The sequence below is a fragment of the Aminobacter sp. BE322 genome (assembly GCF_050433525.1).
Taxonomy (GTDB): Bacteria; Pseudomonadota; Alphaproteobacteria; order Rhizobiales; family Rhizobiaceae; genus Aminobacter.
Genome location: NZ_JBNPXB010000003.1, coordinates 18190 through 36804, shown reverse-complemented (window position 1 = coordinate 36804; position 18615 = coordinate 18190). Strand labels below are relative to the sequence as shown.

Here is an 18615-nt window from a genome sequence, read left to right as displayed (position 1 = left end):
AGTTTCCATGGACATTTCCGTGCCCGCCGGCGCGGCGATCGAACGCATCGCCGCGCGCATGAAGATCGAGCCCGCCGCCCTGCAGGCCGTCGTCGAGGTCGAGAGCGCCGGACAGGTGTTCGCGCTGGTCAAGGGCCGGAACGAGCCGTTGATCCGCTTCGAGGGGCACTATTTCGACCAGCGGCTGAAAGGCATGGCGCGCGAGCTCGGCCGCCGGCAGGGGCTTGCGAGCCCGGTGGCCGGCAAGGTCAAGAACCCGAAGGACCAGCCCGGCCGCTGGGCGCTGCTCGCCAAGGCGATGCGGATCGACAAGCAGGCAGCACTGGAGAGCATCTCCATCGGCGTCGGCCAGGTGATGACCGCCCATTGGGCGAAGCTCGGCTATGACGGCGTCGATGCGATGATCGCGGATGCCCGCTCGGGGATCGACGGCCAGATCGAGACCATGGCCCGCTACATCGAGAAGTTCGGCCTGGTCGACGAGCTGCAGCGGCTCGACTTCCCGGCATTCAAGCGCGGCTATAACGGGCCGCAGGCGAACGGCTACGAAAGGCTGATGGCCAAGGCCTATGAGCGGATCAGCGGCGAGGCGCCGGTCTCGGCCGCCACCGGCATGCTGCGCATGGGATCGAAGGGCGCCAAGGTGCGCGAGCTGCAGGCGCTGCTGGTGCGTGCCGGCCATCCGGTCAAGGTCGACGGCGACTTCGGACCGACGACGCGCGATGCCGTACGCGCTTTCCAGAAGGCGAACCGCATCAAGGCCGATGGCGTCGCCGGGCCGGAGACCTTCCGCCGGCTCGAGGCGCTGAAGCAGGATCCAGGCGAAGTGCTCGGCGGCCAGGGCGTGACCGAAACGCCGGAGGCCAAGGAAGGCCTCGGCGGGGTGGTCGGTGGGGCGGGGGTGGAAGCAGCCCGCCAGTCGATCGAGCAGGCCGCCGACAAGACGGCGTGGGTGCCCGGTCTCGAATGGCTGTCGGCGGTCCTATCGGTGATCGCCGTGCTGCTGGTGCTGGGCGGCCTCGGCTGGATCGCCTGGGGCTGGTGGAAGAGCCGCCGGACCGACGAGGGGGACGTTCCGGCATGAGGATCTACCTGATTGCAGCCGCCGCGGCGCTTGTTGCCGCCGCGCTGACCTGGAGCCACGTCGCGGCCTATCGCTACGGCCGCTCGATCGAACAGGCGCGGTTCGCCGCCCGGATCACCAAGGAGAACGACAATGCAGGCAATGCGGCTGAGAAATGGCGCAGTGAGCTTCGGCGCTGCACTGCTTTTGGCGGGCTGTTCGATTTCGAGACCGGCGCCTGTCAGCGTTGACGGGTTGCGCGGCGTGGTCGGCACCTCGCTGGTCGGCGTGCAGGGCAGGACGGCGGCGGATCAGGCAGGAATCGACGCCACCGCCGCCGGGCTCTGCGCGGCCAATATCTGGACCAAGAGCGAGTGCGCCCAGCACGGGAAGGAAAGCCGCCGGTGAGCGAGCAAAGCATAGACAGGGTGCTGGGCCGGATGGAGGGCGACCTCAAGGCAATTCTGGACCGGATGGACCGCGCCGACGAGAGCAGGGCAGGGGTTCACCGCCGCCTTGACGAGTTCAGCAATCGGCTCACCCACGTCGAAGCGGACGTGATCGCGGTGAAGCACAGCCAGGCGAACATGAAGACCGTGACCGACGACGTCGTGAAGATGCGCAACCAGGCGCTAGGCGCCGGCATCCTGGGACACTGGCTGATCCGTGTCGGGATGGGGGTGATCTGGCTCGCCGGGGTGATCGTCGGAGCCTACACCTGGCTCACCGGCCGGCCGCCGCCGTGAAATCCGTTCCGGGAGACCGGGGCGGGCTTTTTCGTTTCAGGCGGCTTTTCCCAGCGCGTGGACCTCTACGTCGACTGCGCGGCCGAGGGCGGCGAAGGCGGCGTCGATCTGCTCTACCCGCGAATTATGATCGAGGCGGAAAAGGCGGTCGACAGACTCACGGTTCCACCCCAGCCGTCGAGCTAGTTCGGCTCTTGTGAAGCCTTCTGCCCTCAAGGCCCAATAGAGGTTGAGCTTCAGTGCTGTCAGCGTCGGCAGGATTACAACCGTTCCTGGCTCACCACCATCTGGGGCTGGAATATCCTCGTTATCATCAATCATGCTGGCAAGAGCGGTCTCAATGGCGTCGACCGCATGACGGCGCGCCTCTTCCTCGGTCTCCCCGAAGGTGACGACGATCGGAAGCTGCGGGCACGTCACCAGAAACGTATCGTTGTCGTCGGGTGTGAGTTCGATCCGATATCCCAGCATCACTTCAATCCCAGCTGCTTCTTGATCGCATTGACGAGTCCGGTTCCGAGTTCCTTGCCGGCGCCATGCATGGGCAATTCGGACTTGCGGTCGCCACGGCGAACGATCAGATGTCCCGAACCGCCCTTCTTGGTCTCGAAGGTGCAACCCTGAGCGGCGAGCCATTTCTTGAGTTCTTTGCTGTTCATGCATATAGACTACTCCACAGAAGTGTGGAAGTCAACAGAAGTGTGGAGTTTTTGAGGGTTCAGCGCTTCTTCCGCGCCGGGCTGGTCGGCGAGACGAAGACGATCTCCTTGGAATCCGCCGGGAGACCCCGTATCTCCGGAATTCGAACGGCTAATAGCGTTCAAAGTTTCACGATTTGTCCGCCCCAATTCGGGAGCACTCTTAATCTTTGAACTGCTTGAAATTCATAGATTACCACTCGGCCTGTCACGCCGGAGGTCGCGGGTTCGAGCCCCGTCACTCGCGCCAGTCGTTTCAAGGACTTAGGTCCGGAAGCTCCAAAGAGTTTCAATTCCTCCACATTGTCGGTTTCGATCTTTTGGCCGCTCGCTCTTCGTCGAGCGGCGTGCCGTGAATGTGGCGGCGCTCGCCCGGCCTCGTGGATCGAGGCGAGGGAATCCGTGGCCTTGAGATTCGGCTCCGGGTCGGTCGACAGGTAGCTCGACCTCTCCATCGCTGCCGGGCATCGAATCGCGTCGTCGCACAGTCCTTAGAGATACTGCCCGAGCTTGTTGCCGATTCGGATGAAGCGCAGCGGGTCGACGGGCTCGCCGTTGCGGCGCACCTCATAGTGCAGATGCGGGCCGGTTGAACGGCCGCTGCTGCCGATCTCGCCGATCTGCTGCCCGGGAACGACCTGTTGGTTCGGCGCCACCAGCACCTTGTTCAAATGTGCGTAGCGCGTGACGAAGCCGCCGCCGTGATCGATCTCGACCATGCGGCCGTAGCCGCCGTTCCAGCCGGCCTTGATGACGGTGCCGGCCGCCGTCGCGAGGGCCGCGGTTCCATAGGGCGCGCGAAGGTCCGTTCCCGAATGAAGGGCGGCGGTGCCGACCAACGGGTCCTTGCGCGGCCCGAACGGGCTGGAGACGGACCTGCCCGGGGCGGGATTGGCGAGCGGCAGCTTGCGGGCGCCGGTCTTGAGCCGTTCGAGGGCGTCGAGGGCGTCGTCGAGTTCCTTGACCTTGGTGTCGAAGGCCATCGGGCCGTCGAGCGCGATCAGCGGCCCGCCGACATCCACCTTGCCGGAGTCCTGGTCGGCCGGCAGGCCCGCGTCCCGCAACGTTTCGGCGATCGTGTCCGCCGCCTGATAGGCATCGCTTGCAAGCGTCGTCACGCGCTCGATCTGGTCGTCTTCGACCGCGCGCAGCGACTTGTTGAGGGTCACGAACAGCCGGTCGGCGCGGTCGGCCTGGCTTTCGGCCTCGTGGCTCGTCGCCCTGGTCGACCAGAAGGAGAAGGGGCGGCTGGCGTCTGCGGTCGCCACGGCGAGCGTCTCCGCCTGCGGGGCGCCGATGAGTCCGGCCTGCTCGTCCGTCGCCTTGGCGGGCAGCGCGGCATCGGCCGGCGCAGCGGCCTCCTGGTCGACGGCGGAACCCAGGCGGCCGTTCCGTAACGACAGCTGCGACTGCCGCGACAGCAGCTCGCCGACCTTGGTTTCCATCAGCTGCTGGTCGAGGAACTGGCGGCTGGTGATGCGGTCGACCTGGGCGCGCAGCGCCGAGATGCGGTCCTCGTAGGCCTGCTGCACGCGCGCCTGGCGAGCCATGGTCGCGCCGATCAGATCGTCGCGGAAGACCAGGTAGGTCGTGGCCAGCAGATAGCCGATCGCGGCCACGGCGAATGCCGAGCCGGCGGCGGCCGCGATCCAGGGGCGCACGGTGAAGTGCCGGATCTCATTGCCGCGCGCGATGATGACCGTATGCGGTTCCTTGCGTCTGCCGAAGGCGGCAGCCTGAGCTGATGTTTTCACCGGACTGAACTCTCACGCTGAGATGTCGACGGTCCGATTACACATTATTAGGGTTAACAAAGATTTTCGGGCGCGCACGCTCAGCGCAGCGAGCGCACCGCGTCCAGCACCTCCTCGGCATGGCCGGGCACGCGGACCTTGCGCCAGATCCGCGCGATCCTGCCGTCGGGGCCGATCAGGAAGGTGGTGCGCTCGACGCCCATGTATTTGCGGCCATACATGGACTTCTCGGTCCAGACGCCGTAGGCCTCCAGGGCCGTGCGCTCCTCATCTGCCACCAGGTTGATGCCAATATTGTGCTTGGCCTTGAATTTGTCGTGTTTCTTGGTGCTGTCGGGAGACATGCCGATGACGACCGCACCTGCGTCCTCGAACTGGGGTTTGAGCCGGCTGAAGTCGATCGCCTCGGCCGTGCAGCCGGTCGTATCGTCCTTGGGATAGAAATAGAGGACAATCGGTTTGCCGGCGAAATCGGAAAGCGTCAGAATACCTCCGCCGTCGCGCGGCAGGGCGAATTGCGGGGCGGCTTGGCCAGTCTCGAGTTCAGACACGTCGATACCCTTGTTTGAAGTTAGGCTCGCAGGGATGTCAGGATATTAATGCCGGACTTGGATTCGTCCACGACCGAAACGACTACGGGACACCGCGTGGGTCAGGAAGTGCTTCGGCACGAGAAAATCCGTTTCAGGCGCGACGAGATTACCGATCTTGGCGCGATGCCGTCGGCTGCCGGCCTGGAACTGAGCCCGCGGCCCTCGAAGTGGCGGCGCGCCGGCCATTGCGCGCTCGCGGCGGTCGCCGTGGTGGGTTCGCTGCTGCTTCTGGCGATCATCGCGGTCGAGGCGTTGAGCTATTCCGGCATCGGCCAGGACAGGATGCGCTCCGAGGCCGAGCGGGCCATCGAGGAACTGGCGGGCGTTGACGTCGACGTGTCGATGGGACAGGTGAGGCTGGCGCTCGACGGCTTGAAGCTCGTCGCCGTCGAGGTGCCGGACGTCCAGCTGCGCAGTGCCGGCGGCGCCGAAATCGCCAGCGTCGGGTCGATGCGCTTCGGCATCAGGCTGTTGCCCCTGCTGTCCGGCGACATACGGCTGGGCAATGCCAGGATCTCCGACGCCCGCATCGTCGTTGAGGCCGTGCCAGGCGGCGGCGGTTCGGACTGGGCGGCCGCGTTGCGCAACGGGCAAGGCCTCGTGGAGCCGCAGAAGGTACTCGACGCGACCTTCCGCGAGGTGCGCCGCGGCTTCCAGGTGGTGCGCTGGGACGGGCTGCGCGAGATCACGCTCGACAACGTCGATTTCGTCCTGCCATCCGGGGGCGAAGTTAAAGTCGTCCGCGTCCTGAACGCGGCGCTTGCCAAGACCCGCCTCGGCGATCTTAGCGTCTCCGCCACCTTCGACGTCGACGGCCGCGACGTCGAGCTGACGGCCAAGGCGAGCCGCGAGGCCGACAGGATCGCTACGCTCGAAGCGTCGGTCACGATGACGGACCCCTTCGCCGGCCAGGCGCAGGTGCCGGCGGCCAAGGCGAGCCGCATCGGCTCGGCGGACCTGGTGATCACCGGCAGCGAGACCGGCAGCGGCGCGGAGCTCGTCGCCAGGGGCTCGATCGGAAAGTCCACGCTCGACCTCGGCCAGCGAGGCCAGCTGGTCGGCGACATCACCGTCGACGCGCGCCTGGCGGACGGCCTCAACAAGCTGGACATCCGCAAGCTGCTGGTCACGACCGACCGCTCCACCTTCGATTTCACCGGCGGCCTCGGCCCGCGGCCCGCCACCAATGCCCCTGGAGACAGTGCGGCCTACCGGTTCGAGCTCATCAGCCGCGAATCGTGGCTGGCTCCGGGAGAATCGCCCGAGCCGGGGATGAACTTCCTCGCCCGCGTCGCCGGCACCTACGATGTCGCCACCAAGACGCTCTCGGCCGACCAGATCGGCGTCAAGTCCGGGCCGAGCGGCGAAGTGCTGGGCAAGGCCTCGGTCCGTTTCGTCGAGGGCAAGGCGCCGGGCATCTTCCTGGCCTTCAACGTGCATGACATGCCGGTCGCCCACGTGAAGCAGCTCTGGCCGTGGTTCTCGGCCCGCAACGCGCGGCTGTGGGTCCTGCAGAACCTGTTCGGCGGGCGCGTCGTGGAAGGCAGCGTCCAGTTCGACGTCAGGCCCGACCGCCTGGGCAACGGCGTACCCCTGACCGCCCAGGAAGTCTTCGGTCGCTTCAGCATCGAGGGCACTCGCTTCGACACCGCCGGCCACATCCCGCCGATCCGCGACGCCGTCGGCGTGGTCGAGTTCTTCGGCAACGACGTCGACGTCGCCTTGTCCTCCGGAACGGTCTTCATGCCCAGCGGCCGCACGGTCGCGGCGAGCAACGGCAAGCTCAAGGTGGTCAAGGCGAACGTCTCGCCCGTCATCGGCGCGCTCGACATCGACGTGGCGGGCAGCGCCGACGCAGTGGCGGAACTTGCCTCCTACGAGCCGATCAACGCCATGCGCCACGTCGGCATCCTGCCGGAGGAGCTGACGGGTGACGTGACGGGCAACGTCAAGGCCGACATCCCGCTGACCAAGGGCATCGACACCGACAAGCTCGATTGGGCCGTGTCGCTCGACTACGAGAAGCTTGCGCTGGCGAAGCCCTTCGACGGCCAGCAGCTGTCGGAGGCGACCGGCTCGATCACGGTCACCCCCAGCAAGGCCGTCGTCTCGGCCAGGGGCAAGCTCAACGGCGTCCCGGCGCAGCTCGATCTGGTCGAACCGCTGCGCGAGCAGGAGGGGCTCGAGCGCGAGCGCAACGTGGAGCTGGTGCTCGACGACAAACTCCGCAACGCGCTGATGCCGGGCCTCTCGGAGATGCTCTCCGGCACGATCAAGGTCGATGTCGAGCAGCCGGAACCGGGCAAGCGCAACATCGTCGCCGATCTCACTGCCGCACGGCTGGATTTCCCATGGGTCGGCTGGAGCAAGGGACCGGGCATCCCCGCCAAGGTGTCGTTCGTCATGAATGGCGACGGCCAGAACGCGACGCTCTCCGGCTTCGAGCTCGAAGGCGCGACCTTCGGCATCAAGGGCGAGGTCACGCTCGCCGGCGGCGGCCTGTCGACGGCCACGTTCAGCCGGGTGCAGCTCAACCGCGGCGACGACGTTTCGGTAAACATCAGGCGTTCGGGCAAGGGGTTTGCCGTGCGGGTGAAGGGCGACACCCTCGACGCCCGTTCGCTGATCAAGCAGTTCATGGCCGACACCGACACCGCGACGAAGTCGGCGGGCTCCAATTCGGTCTCGGTGAGCGCCAATGTCGCCAAGATGGTGGGCTTCGGCGGCGAGGCGCTGCAGAAAGTCTCGATCGACTATTCCGGCTCCGGCAACCGGATCAGCGGCCTCACGGTCGCGGCCACCGCGGCGTCCGGCGGCCTGATCACCGTCAGCAACGCGCCCAAGGGCGACGGCCGCCGCATGGACGTCCGCTCCGCCGATGCCGGCGCCGTCCTGCGTTTCCTCGACGTCTATGGCCGCATGCAGGGCGGCAGCCTGGCGCTCGCGCTGGAATCGGCCGGCGCCGGCCCGCTCAGGGGACAGGTCGACGTCCGCGAATTCTGGGTGGTCGACGAGCCGCGGCTGGCCTCCATCGTGTCCAGCAAGCCGGCCGGCGACACGCGCAGCCTCAACCAGGCGGTGCGCAAGGACATCGACGTGTCGCGGGTCAAGTTCGAGCGCGGCTTTGCCCAGATCGACAAGCGGGACAAATATCTGGCGCTGGCCAACGGCGTGCTGCGCGGTCCGCTGATCGGTACGACCTTCCAGGGCGTTCTCTACGACCAGCAGGGCCAGATGAACATGACCGGCACCTTCATGCCGGCCTACGGCCTGAACCGCCTGTTCGGCGAGTTGCCTTTGGTCGGCGTGATCCTCGGCAATGGCCGCGACCGCGGCCTGATCGGCGTGACCTACAAGCTCTCGGGCGACGCCAACGCGCCCCGGCTGCAGGTCAATCCTCTGTCGGTGATAGCGCCCGGCATTTTCCGGGCCATCTTCGAGTACTGAGCCCGGACACCAGCGGGCAACTTCCAGGTACGAAACTGGCCGGCAATGCCGGCCATTTCTGCTTTTTGCGAGGCGCGGCCGGTCAGGCCGGGCGCACCAGTATGTGCTTCTTCTTGCCGAGCGACAGCTTGACCACGCCTTCCGGCGTCAGGTCGGCGCTGGTCACCGCGCGTCGTTCGTCGCTGACCGGCTGGTCGTTGAGCCTGACGGCGCCGCCCTGCACATGGCGGCGGGCCTCGCCGTTCGACGCGGCAAGCCCGGCACGCACGACGAGCGAAAGAAGCCCGATCCCGGCCTTCAATTCGTCGCCGGCAACATCGACGGTCGGCAGCGTGTCGGCGAGCGCGCCTTCCTCGAAAGTTTTGCGCGCGGTTTCGGCCGCCAGGTCGGCCGCGGTGCGGCCATGCAGCATCGCCGTCACCTCGGTCGCCAGAACCTTCTTGGCATCGTTGATCTCAGAGCCGCCGAGAGCCGCGAGCCGCGCGATCTCGTCGAGCGGAAGCACCGTGTAGAGCTTGAGGAAGCGCTCGACGTCGGCGTCCTCGGTGTTGCGCCAGTACTGCCAGAAGTCATAGGCCGACAACATGTCGGCGTTCAGCCACACCGCGCCGTTCATCGACTTGCCCATCTTGGCGCCAGACGAGGTCGTCAGCAGCGGCGAGGTCAGCGCATAGAGCTGCGGCGTGCCGAGGCGATGGCCGAGATCGATGCCGTTGACGATATTGCCCCATTGGTCGGAGCCGCCCATCTGCAGGCGCAGCCCGTAGCGCTTGTTGAGCTCGACGAAGTCGTAGGCCTGCAGGATCATGTAGTTGAATTCGAGGAACGACAGCGACTGCTCGCGGTCGAGGCGCTGCTTCACGGAATCGAAGCTCAGCATCCGGTTGACCGAGAAATGCTGGCCGACGTCGCGCAGGAACTCGAGGTAGTTGAGCGGCAGCAGCCACTCGGCGTTGTTGACCATCAGCGCGTCGCGCGGGCCGTCGCCGAAGGTGAGGTAGTTGGCGAAGACCTTCTTGATGCCGTCGATGTTCGACTGGATCGTCTCCGGCGTCATCAGCTTGCGCGCCTCGTCCTTGAAGGACGGGTCGCCCACCATGCCGGTGCCGCCGCCCATCAGGGCCACGGGGCGATGGCCGGTCTTCTGCATCCAGTAGAGCATCATGATCTGGATCAGGCCGCCGGCATGCAGGCTCGATGCCGTCGGGTCGAAGCCGATATAGGCCGACACGATTTCCTTGGCGAAGAGGTCGTCGAGGCCGGATTCATCCGAGATCTGGTGGATGAAGCCGCGTTCCCAGAGGATGCTCAGGAAATCGGATTTCAGCGAGGGCATGTTCTTGTTCTCTTGTCGGACGGATTGGCTCGGCCGGCCCGGCATTGGATCGGCGCCGCTGGCGCTTTAGCATCTGAACCCATGGAATCACAAGGACAGCAGGCTTCATGGCGTTCCTGACGGCTATCGGATTGATGAGCGGCACCTCGATGGATGGCGTCGACATCGCCATCCTGCGTACCGACGGCGTCAACGCCATCGAGTTCGGGCCGTCGTCGGCGATCGCCACCGAGGCCTGGGCCTTTCTCGCCGTGCGCTCGGCGCTCGGCCTGCCGCTCACCTTCCCGACGACGACCGGCTGCAGCAGGCCCGTCACGGGCGGCGTGCGCGCCGAGCCCTGATCGCTGGGGACTTCATCAAAGTTTCATTCAGGCGTCACCGGGCCGACATGGCGCGCTCCTAGCAGGGGTGCGTCAGTTCCAACCAACCGGGGTCCACCATGCGACGCTCCCTCCATCTGGCTGCGGCCATTCTCGCGCTTTCCACCGCCTCCACCCTGGCGGAGGAGAAGGAATTTCCGGCGACGCTCGTCGGCCATGCGATCCTGCCTGCCAACACCATCATCCCGGCACCGGAAAATGCGCCGGAGCACCTGCGTAGCGCGGGCAAGTTCACCACGCCCGACCGCAAGCGCGCCGAGGGCATCGGTAGCGTTCCGGGCAAGGACGGCGTGCGCCCGACCGGCCTTTCGCTGCCCTTCGACGGCCAGCCGGTGCAAGGCTTCTCCGGCATCAAGTCGATGGGCGACGGCACCTTCTGGTCGCTCTCCGACAACGGTTTCGGCAACAAGCTGAACTCGACCGACGCCGCGCTGATGCTGCATCACGTCTCGTTCGACTGGGAAAAGGGCACGATGGAGCGCATCAAGACCCTGTTCCTCACCGATCCGGACCGCAAGGCGCCGTTCCCGATCGTGCTCGAAGGCTCCGAGGCCCGCTTCCTGACCGGCGGCGACTTCGACGTCGAGTCGATCCAGCCGGTCGCGGACGGCTTCTGGGTCGGCGAGGAGTTCGGTCCCTACCTGCTGAAGTTCGACCTCGACGGCAAGCTGACCGACGTCGTCGGCACCACCGTCGACGGCAAGCCGGTGAAGTCGCCCGACCATCCGACGCTGACCCTCCAGGCCAATCCGACGCTGCCTATGCCAGCCTTCAATCTCAAGCGTTCCGGCGGCTACGAGGGCCTCGCCCAGTCCAAGGACGGCTCGAAGCTCTACGGCCTGCTCGAAGGCGCGCTGTTCAAGGAGGACGGCACCATGGAGCAGGCGGAAGGCAATCGCGCCCTGCGCATCGTCGAGTTCGATGTCGCGAGCAAGGAATGGACCGGGCGGAGCTGGCTCTATCCGCTGTCCGCCGGCGGCGACGCGATCGGCGATTTCAACATGATCGACGCCACCACCGCCCTCGTCATCGAGCGCGACCAGGGCGCCGGCGTCGCCGCCAAGGCCTGCGCGGACGCCAAGAACCCCAAGCCCGACTGCTTTGCCAATCCGGCCCTGTTCAAGCGCATCTATAAGATCGAGATGTCCGACGCCAATGCCGGCAATGCCGTGCGCAAGATCGGCTACATCGACCTCATGAAGATCGCCGATCCGGACAACAAGAAGCGCCAGGGCGGCGGCGAGGGCTTCTACGACATGCCCTTCAACACCATCGAGAACGTCGACCTGGTGGATGACACCCACATCGTCGTGGGCGACGACAACAACCTGCCGTTCTCGGCCGGCCGCGCCATCGACAAGGCCGACGACAACGAGTTCGTTCTGCTCGAGGTGGGCGACCTGCTCAAGGCCAAGTAAGCCGGTCATACCTCTTCAGGGACGCGTCCGGGCCGCTCCGCGGCCCGGATTCATTTTCTCAGGACTTGGCCTCAAGTACCTTGCGAAGATGGAGGAATCCGTCGTCCGGCTGTTCGCTCACGCGGACGAAACCGCAGTTCTCGACGCATTGGGGCATGCTTCGGCGGCTGAAGGTTAGCCGTCGAGCCCGCCGAACCTGCGCACCAGCTGCGCCATCTCGGCGCCCTGGGGCGACGGCCCGTCGGCCTCCAGCCCTTCCGCCACGCCCACCCTGTCGGCGACCGGGCGGTTCTGGCTGACCTTCCATTTGCCCTCGATGTTCGCGATGTCGATTTCCAGGCCGACGATGCCCTTGATCTGGGCCGCGACGTAGGCGTCCGGCGCGTCGCTCACCTGCCAGGGCTCGGCGCGGCCGCCTTCATGGGTGGCCGTCAGCTCGGCGATCTGCCCGGCCAGCCAGTCCTTGTCGTCCATCACCCTGACCCGGCCGCGCACCTGCACGATGGCGTAGTTCCAGGTCGGCACCACCTTGCCGGTCTCGCGCTTGGTCTCGTACCAGGACGGCGTGACGTAGCTGTCGGCGCCCTGGAACACGACGAGCGCATCGGGGCTGTCGGCAAGCATCCGCCATTGCGGATTGGCACGGGAAAGATGCGCGCGCAGCCGGCCGCTGGGCGCAGTTTCGCTATCGAGCAGGAACGGCAGCGGATTGGCCACCGGGCCGTCGGGGCCGTTGCAGATCAGCAGGCCCAGCGGGTGGGCCCTGACCAGGGCATGCAGCACGTCCAGCCGCGTTTCCTTGAAATGAGGCGGCTGGTACATGGCTGTCCTCGCTTACTTGAGCCGCTTCGGCCGCGCGTCGGCCAGTTCGCCCGCCAGGCGCCGGTCGAGATATTCGGCGCATTCGTCGATCAGTAGTTCGGGGTCGTTGCCGAAGAAGTGGTTGGCACCCGTCAGCGTCTTCTGCGTGATGGTGATGCCCTTCTGCGTGTGCAGCTTGTCGACCAGGCCCTGTACGTCCTTGGGCGGCGCGACCTTGTCGGCGTCGCCGTGGATGATCAGGCCCGACGAGGGGCAGGGCGCCAGGAACGAGAAGTCGTAGGTGTTGGGCTGCGGCGCGACCGAGATGAAGCCCTCGATCTCCGGGCGGCGCATCAGGAGCTGCATGCCGATCCAGGCGCCGAAGGAATAGCCGGCCACCCAGCAGCTCTTCGAATCCGGATGCAGCGACTGCACCCAGTCGAGGGCTGCGGCCGCGTCGGAGAGCTCGCCCGTGCCGTGGTCGAATTCGCCCTGGCTGCGGCCGATGCCGCGGAAATTGAAGCGAAGCGTCGTGAAGTTGCGCTTCTGGAACATGTAGAAGAGGTCGTACACGATCTTGTTGTTCATCGTGCCGCCGAATTGCGGGTGCGGGTGCAGCACGATGGCGATGGGCGCGTTCTTCTCCTTGGACGGCTGGTAGCGGCCTTCCAGGCGACCGGCCGGACCGGCGAAAATGACCTCGGGCATAAATGACTCCACTTGACGCAAGCGCCGACAAACAATCCTGTGCCCAGCCTTGACGCAACGAACGCGTCTACATAGAAGCTAGTTTAGAACTGTTCAAAACTGGGCGGTAAAACCGCACGGTTGGCAAAGCGGGTAGATAGGACGGCTCGCCTTGGAATTTCAAGGAAATTGCGCGTCGCTGCTCCCGAACGTGATTTGACAGGGCGAAAACCAGGAAAATGGCCGTGCCACGCGCCTATCTCGACTACAATGCCAGTGCGCCGCTGCTGCCCGCGGCGCGCGAGGCCGTGGTCGCGGCGCTCGACGTGGTGGCCAATCCGTCTTCCGTGCATGGCGAGGGGCGTGCCGCCCGCAGGCTGATCGAGGACGCAAGGCGCGAGGTCGCCGCCCTCGTCGGCGCCAGGCCCGAGCACGTCGTCTTCACTTCGGGCGCTACGGAAGCCGCGACCACGCTGCTTTCGTCCGACTGGCGCATGGGTCGCGGCACTGTCCGCATGTCCAGGCTCTATGTCTGCGAGGCCGATCATCCCTGCGTGCTCAACGGCGGCCGTTTCCCGGCAGACCGGGTAGTGCGCATCGGCGTCGACAGAAACGGCGTCGTCGATCTCGCGGCCCTCGAAGCGGCGCTCGCCGCCCACGACAAGGCCGAAGGCCTGCCGCTGGTGGCGATCCATGCCGCCAACAACGAGACCGGCGTCGTCCAGCCCTTCCGCAGGATCGCAGATCTGGTCAAGGCGGCGGGCGGCGTGCTGGTGCTCGACGCCGTCCAGGCCGCGGGGCGCATTCCTCTCGACATGTCAGTGGGTTACGCCGACTACCTGATTCTCTCCTCGCACAAGATCGGCGGGCCCAAGGGCGCGGGCGCCATCGTAGCCTTCGCCGACCTGATGATGCCGGCACCCCTGGTCACCGGTGGCGGCCAGGAAAAGGGCCATCGCGGCGGCACCGAAAACCTGCCCGCGATCGCGGGCTTTGGCGCGGCCGCGCGCGAAGCCCTGGCCGGTTTGGCCGACATGGACCGCGTGGCCGGCCTGCGCAACCGCATCGAAGAGACTGTCCTGCGGCTTGCTGCCGATGCGGAAATCTTCGGAAACGGCGTCGAGCGGCTTGCCAACACGACATTCTTCGCTATTCCGGGCGTCAAGGCCGAGACGGCGCAGATCGCCTTCGATCTCGCGGGCGTGGCGCTCTCGGCCGGCTCCGCCTGTTCGTCGGGAAAGGTCGGTCCAAGCCATGTGCTGAAGGCCATGGGTTACGTCGACAATCTGGGCGCGCTGCGCGTCTCGATCGGCCGGCAGACGACGGAAGAGGACATCGCGCTGTTTGCGGAGGCGCTGGCCAAGCTCTTGGCGCGCCGGGCCGGAGCGACGCAGGCGGCTGAGTAGGATTGGCCCTCGGGCTGTTGAGTGGGTGCATGACGGTCGCCGCGGGCGAAGCTTGCGGGTGAATTCCCGGCCGGGATGCACTATATGGAACTTACGCCGCGCCAGCGGTGCCATAGTTTGAAAACTGCCGGGCCTTGACCCCGGCGTGGATGGAGAACGCTGATGCCTGCTGTGCAGGAGACGATCGAGCAGGTCCGCAAGATCGATGTGGACCAGTACAAATACGGATTCGAGACCGAGATCGAGACCGACAAGGCCCCCAAGGGCCTGAACGAAGACATCATTCGTTTCATCTCGAACAAGAAGAACGAACCGGATTGGATGCTCGAATGGCGTCTCGAGGCGTTCCGCCGCTGGCTGACGCTGGAAGAGCCGACCTGGGCGCGCGTCGACTATCCCAAGATCGACTTCCAGGACATCTATTATTACGCCGCGCCGAAGAACCAGTCGGGCCCGAAGTCGCTCGACGAGGTCGATCCCGAGATTCTCAAGGTCTATGAGAAGCTGGGCATCCCGCTCAAGGAGCAGGAAATCCTCGCCGGCGTCCAGAAGGAGGCCGATCCCGAACTCGAGGAAGCCAACGACAACGTCTACAAGTCGGGCCGCGTCGCCGTCGACGCCGTGTTCGATTCGGTTTCGGTGGTCACCACCTTCAAGGACGAGCTGGCCAAGGCCGGCGTCATCTTCTGCTCGATCTCGGAAGCCATCCGCGAGCACCCCGAGCTGGTGAAGAAGTATCTCGGCTCGGTCGTGCCCACCTCCGACAACTACTATGCGACGCTGAATTCGGCGGTCTTCACCGACGGTTCCTTCGTCTTCGTGCCCAAGGGCGTGCGCTGCCCGATGGAGCTGTCGACCTACTTCCGCATCAACGAGAAGAACACCGGCCAGTTCGAGCGCACCCTGATCATCGCCGAGGAGGGGGCCTACGTCTCCTACCTCGAAGGCTGCACCGCACCCCAGCGCGACGAGAACCAGCTGCATGCCGCCGTGGTCGAGCTGGTGGCGCTCGACGACGCCGAGATCAAGTATTCGACCGTCCAGAACTGGTACCCGGGCGATGCCCAGGGCAAGGGCGGCATCTACAACTTCGTCACCAAGCGCGGCGACTGCCGCGGCGACCGCTCGAAGATCTCCTGGACCCAGGTCGAGACAGGCTCGGCGATCACCTGGAAGTATCCGTCCTGCATCCTGCGCGGCGACGACAGCCAGGGCAATTTCTACTCGATCGCGGTGTCGAACGGCTACCAGCAGGTCGACAGCGGCACCAAGATGATCCACCTCGGCAAGAACACCAGGAGCCGGATCATCTCCAAGGGCATCGCCGCCGGCTTCTCGCAGAACACCTATCGCGGCCAGGTCTCGGCCCACCGCAAGGCGACCGGCGCCCGCAACTTCACCAACTGCGACTCGCTTCTGATCGGCGACCAGTGCGGCGCGCACACCGTGCCCTACATCGAGGCCAAGAACGCCACCGCCAAGTTCGAGCACGAGGCGACGACGTCGAAGATCTCCGAGGACCAGAAGTTCTACGTCATGCAGCGCGGCATCCCCGAGGAGGAGGCGATCGCGCTCATCGTCAACGGCTTCGTCAAGGAGGTCATCCAGGAGCTGCCGATGGAGTTCGCCGTCGAGGCGCAGAAGCTCATCGGCATCAGCCTCGAGGGCTCGGTCGGCTGATGCCGCCGGCGGGCCGAAATCTGGCGGGCTATCTGGCCCTCGGATGGGTGGCTTACCTGTTTGTGGCGCTGGTGCTTTTGTATTTCGAAAGCTCGCTGGCGACACCGATGATGGCACTGGGTGTCATTCCGCCACTGGCGTTCCTGCTGCTGAAGAGTCTGCGCGACGGAATATAGCGGCAAAGAGTGAATTGAACTGGTTCGGCACGGAGTTGGACCGAATGGAAAACAGGGAAGGGAAGGCCGGCAAACGCGTTTATCTGCGTGATTGGACAAGGAAGTGGAATGACAGGCTCTCAGCCTTTGTCGAATGGTCCTACTTCATCATCGCAGGTGCCGGAATTCTCTTCGCCACGCTGGCGCTGCTCGCAAAGCTGCCAGCAACGAACTGAAGGACGACAGGAAGAACGATGCTTGAGATCAAGAACCTGCATGCCCGTATCGTCGAGGATGGCACCGAGATCATCCGCGGCCTGAACCTGACCGTGAAGGCCGGCGAGGTCGCCGCCATCATGGGCCCGAACGGCTCCGGCAAGTCGACGCTGTCCTACATCCTCGCCGGCCGCGAGGACTACGAGGTCACCGAGGGCGACATCCTCTACAACGGCGAGTCGATCCTGGAGATGGATCCGGCCGAGCGCGCCGCTAAGGGCATCTTCCTGGCCTTCCAGTATCCGATGGAGATACCGGGCGTCGCCACCATGGAGTTCCTCAAGGTCGCCATGAACTCGCAGCGCAAGGCGCGCGACGAGGAGCAGCTCAAGGTGCCGGACTTCCTCAAGCGCGTTAAGGAGGCTGCCGCCTCGCTCAGCATGGATATCAACATGCTCAAGCGTCCGGTCAATGTCGGCTTCTCCGGCGGCGAGAAGAAGCGCGCCGAGATTCTGCAGATGAAGCTCCTGGAGCCGAAGCTCTGCGTGCTCGACGAGACCGACTCCGGCCTCGACATCGACGCGCTCAAGATCGTCTCGGACGGCGTCAACGCCCTGCGTTCGCCCGACCGCGCCATCGTCGTCATCACCCACTACCAGCGCCTGCTGGAGCACATCGTGCCCGACAGCGTGCACGTGCTCTACAAGGGCCAGGTCATCAAGTCCGGCGACAAGTCGCTGGCGCTCGAACTCGAAGAGAACGGCTACGCCGGGATCATCGAAGAGGCGGCTTGAGGTGGCGGCCATGAACATGCGTGCTGAAATCCAGCGTACCCCGGCGGAAGCGGCATTGGTCGACGCCTTCGGCGAGCGGCTGTCGCTGCTGCCGGGCGACGGCACCGTCACCGTCAAGCGCGACGACGCCATCGAGCAGATCAAGGCCGGCCTGCCGACGCGCCGCGTCGAGGCCTGGCACTATACGGACCTGCGCCGCCTCCTCGCCGCGGTGCCTGCGTTCGACGCCTCAGCCAAGGCCAGGTCGGTCGCGCCGCTGCTCGAAGGCTCGACCGTGCTGTCGCTCGCCAACGGCGTCTCGACCGCGGCTGCCGGCATCGACGGCGTCACCTTCCAGCGCCTCAGCGACAAGCTGACCGACGGCAGCTATGCGCCGGCGCTCGTCACCTACGGCAAGGACGACGCCATCGGCGCCATCAACACCGCCTTCGTCGCCGACGGCTATTTCGTCGACGTCGAGGCCGGCGCCCAGCTGGAAAAGCCGATCGAGCTGCAGAACATCCAGGCCGGCGGCCAGAGCCACGTGCGCCTGCCGGTTCGCGTCGGCGCCGGCGCCAGGGCCACCATCGTCGAGCGCCAGACCGGCGAGGGCGCGGGGCTTGTCAGCTCCGTCAGCCAGCTCCTGCTCGGCGACGATGCCGAGGTGCTGTGGCTGATCGTCCAGGACCAGCCGGAGACGGCGACCCATCTCGCCCAGTTCAAGGCCGAACTCGGCAAGAACGCCAGGCTCACGCTGTTCATCATGAATGCCGGCGGCAAGCTGGTGCGCCAGGAAGTCATCGTCAAGACGACCGGCGAGGGCGCCGACTTCAAGTTGCGCGGCGTCAACCTGCTCGCCGGCGACAGCCATGTCGACGTCACCATGGTGCTCGACCACGCCGTGCCGCACACGACTTCGACCGAGGTGGTGCGCAACGTCGTCACCGGCCGCGCCAAGGGCGTCTTCCAGGGCCGCATCAACGTGCATCAGGTGGCGCAGAAGACCGACGCCAAGATGGCCTGCAACACGCTGCTGCTCTCCGACGACGGCGAGTTCTCGACCAAGCCGGAGCTGGAGATCTTCGCCGACGACGTCGCCTGCGGCCATGGCGCCACGGTGACCGAGATCGACCGCAACCATCTCTTCTACCTGATGGCGCGCGGCGTCGACGAGAAGACCGCGCGCGGCCTGCTCATCCGCGCCTTCCTCGCCGAGGTCATCGAGGAGCTCGAGGACGAGAGCGTCGTCGATCCGCTCGAAGAGCTGCTGAGCAACTGGTTCGCGACGCACGGGTAATGGCTGAGGGGCGCGGAGCAGTACCCCGCATCCGACCTCGCTCCGCTCGGCCACCTTCTCCCACAAGGGGAGAAGGAAATGCGCCCGACCTTCTCCCCTTGCGGGAGAAGGTGGATTGGCGCGAAGCGCCAAGACGGATGAGGGGTGTTGGAAGAAACGTGGCTT

19 protein-coding genes and 1 pseudogene are annotated in these 18615 nt (G+C 65.7%); 13 read left to right on the top strand and 7 right to left on the bottom strand.

Annotated elements, in window-relative coordinates; translation table 11 throughout:
- Positions 1 to 7 precede the first annotated feature (7 nt).
- From J2X50_RS06250 to J2X50_RS06235, 4 genes are read left to right on the top strand one after another with little or no spacing between them, the layout of a single operon-like run.
- A complete protein-coding gene (locus tag J2X50_RS06250) occupies positions 8 to 1084 on the top strand; it encodes an N-acetylmuramidase domain-containing protein (RefSeq protein ID WP_429092942.1) in 1077 nt (358 codons plus the stop codon).
- Positions 1081 to 1314, top strand: coding sequence for a hypothetical protein (locus tag J2X50_RS06245; protein ID WP_429092940.1), 234 nt, complete (start codon positions 1081 to 1083; stop codon positions 1312 to 1314). The genes J2X50_RS06250 and J2X50_RS06245 overlap by 4 nt, the downstream gene beginning before the upstream one ends.
- 13 nt (positions 1315 to 1327) lie before the next feature.
- Entirely contained in the window at positions 1328 to 1471 is a 144-nt protein-coding gene (locus J2X50_RS06240; protein ID WP_429092937.1) for a hypothetical protein, read from the top strand.
- Complete coding sequence (locus tag J2X50_RS06235) at positions 1468 to 1809, top strand: DUF1515 family protein (RefSeq protein WP_429092935.1); 342 nt, start codon at positions 1468 to 1470, stop codon at positions 1807 to 1809. The genes J2X50_RS06240 and J2X50_RS06235 overlap by 4 nt, the downstream gene beginning before the upstream one ends.
- Positions 1810 to 1845: 36 nt before the next feature.
- Here the strand turns inward: J2X50_RS06235 and J2X50_RS06230 are convergent, their stop codons facing one another.
- The 4 genes from J2X50_RS06230 to J2X50_RS06215 all read right to left on the bottom strand — a co-directional run bounded on the left by J2X50_RS06230 (position 1846) and on the right by J2X50_RS06215 (position 4812).
- A complete protein-coding gene (locus J2X50_RS06230; protein ID WP_429092932.1) occupies positions 1846 to 2280 on the bottom strand; it encodes a type II toxin-antitoxin system HicB family antitoxin in 435 nt (144 codons plus the stop codon).
- Positions 2280 to 2468 (bottom strand): type II toxin-antitoxin system HicA family toxin, encoded by a 189-nt coding sequence (locus J2X50_RS06225; protein WP_429092929.1) that lies wholly within the window; start codon positions 2466 to 2468, stop codon positions 2280 to 2282. Before J2X50_RS06225 ends, J2X50_RS06230 begins: the two co-directional genes overlap by 1 nt.
- A 530-nt stretch (positions 2469 to 2998) precedes the next feature.
- Positions 2999 to 4261, bottom strand: a complete 1263-nt coding sequence (locus tag J2X50_RS06220; protein WP_429092927.1) for a M23 family metallopeptidase — start codon at positions 4259 to 4261, stop codon at positions 2999 to 3001.
- 80 nt (positions 4262 to 4341) lie between these two features.
- On the bottom strand, positions 4342 to 4812 hold the full coding sequence (locus tag J2X50_RS06215) for a peroxiredoxin (protein ID WP_429092924.1): 471 nt from the start codon (positions 4810 to 4812) through the stop codon (positions 4342 to 4344).
- Positions 4813 to 4908: 96 nt separating this feature from the next.
- Here J2X50_RS06215 and J2X50_RS06210 point away from each other — a divergent pair, with 96 nt between their 5' ends.
- Positions 4909 to 8301, top strand: a complete 3393-nt coding sequence (locus tag J2X50_RS06210; RefSeq protein ID WP_429092921.1) for a hypothetical protein — start codon at positions 4909 to 4911, stop codon at positions 8299 to 8301.
- 82 nt (positions 8302 to 8383) lie between these two features.
- Here the strand turns inward: J2X50_RS06210 and tyrS are convergent, their stop codons facing one another.
- Positions 8384 to 9637 carry a tyrosine--tRNA ligase gene (tyrS, locus tag J2X50_RS06205; RefSeq protein WP_429092918.1) on the bottom strand — a complete coding sequence of 418 codons (1254 nt, stop codon included), beginning with the start codon at positions 9635 to 9637 and terminating at the stop codon, positions 8384 to 8386.
- 224 nt (positions 9638 to 9861) lie between these two features.
- Here tyrS and J2X50_RS06200 point away from each other — a divergent pair.
- A pseudogene (locus tag J2X50_RS06200) lies at positions 9862 to 9978 on the top strand (anhydro-N-acetylmuramic acid kinase); the annotation flags it as partial.
- A gap of 98 nt (positions 9979 to 10076) precedes the next feature.
- Positions 10077 to 11435 (top strand): esterase-like activity of phytase family protein, encoded by a 1359-nt coding sequence (locus J2X50_RS06195; protein WP_429092915.1) that lies wholly within the window; start codon positions 10077 to 10079, stop codon positions 11433 to 11435.
- Positions 11436 to 11609: 174 nt separating this feature from the next.
- Here the strand turns inward: J2X50_RS06195 and J2X50_RS06190 are convergent, their stop codons facing one another.
- Together J2X50_RS06190 and J2X50_RS06185 are read right to left on the bottom strand one after the other, a co-directional pair.
- Entirely contained in the window at positions 11610 to 12257 is a 648-nt protein-coding gene (locus tag J2X50_RS06190; protein WP_429092913.1) for an FMN-binding negative transcriptional regulator, read from the bottom strand.
- 12 nt (positions 12258 to 12269) lie between these two features.
- Positions 12270 to 12944, bottom strand: coding sequence for an alpha/beta hydrolase (locus J2X50_RS06185; RefSeq protein ID WP_429092910.1), 675 nt, complete (start codon positions 12942 to 12944; stop codon positions 12270 to 12272).
- Positions 12945 to 13162: 218 nt separating this feature from the next.
- Here J2X50_RS06185 and J2X50_RS06180 point away from each other — a divergent pair, with 218 nt between their 5' ends.
- From J2X50_RS06180 to sufD, 6 genes are all read left to right on the top strand, one after another.
- A complete protein-coding gene (locus J2X50_RS06180; protein ID WP_429092907.1) occupies positions 13163 to 14329 on the top strand; it encodes a cysteine desulfurase family protein in 1167 nt (388 codons plus the stop codon).
- 162 nt (positions 14330 to 14491) lie between these two features.
- Positions 14492 to 16009, top strand: a complete 1518-nt coding sequence (gene sufB / locus J2X50_RS06175) for a Fe-S cluster assembly protein SufB (RefSeq protein WP_429092905.1) — start codon at positions 14492 to 14494, stop codon at positions 16007 to 16009.
- Positions 16009 to 16185: a hypothetical protein gene (locus J2X50_RS06170; RefSeq protein ID WP_347966768.1), complete on the top strand. Its 177-nt coding sequence runs from the start codon at positions 16009 to 16011 to the stop codon at positions 16183 to 16185. The genes sufB and J2X50_RS06170 overlap by 1 nt, the downstream gene beginning before the upstream one ends.
- Before the next feature lie 44 nt (positions 16186 to 16229).
- The gene (locus J2X50_RS06165) at positions 16230 to 16400 is read left to right on the top strand and encodes a hypothetical protein (protein ID WP_429092902.1); all 171 of its coding nucleotides are present in this window, start codon (positions 16230 to 16232) and stop codon (positions 16398 to 16400) included.
- Between the two features lie 18 nt (positions 16401 to 16418).
- Positions 16419 to 17174 (top strand): Fe-S cluster assembly ATPase SufC, encoded by a 756-nt coding sequence (gene sufC / locus J2X50_RS06160; protein WP_340037612.1) that lies wholly within the window; start codon positions 16419 to 16421, stop codon positions 17172 to 17174.
- 10 nt (positions 17175 to 17184) lie between these two features.
- Complete coding sequence (gene sufD, locus J2X50_RS06155; protein ID WP_429092899.1) at positions 17185 to 18450, top strand: Fe-S cluster assembly protein SufD; 1266 nt, start codon at positions 17185 to 17187, stop codon at positions 18448 to 18450.
- Positions 18451 to 18615: the final 165 nt, after the last annotated feature.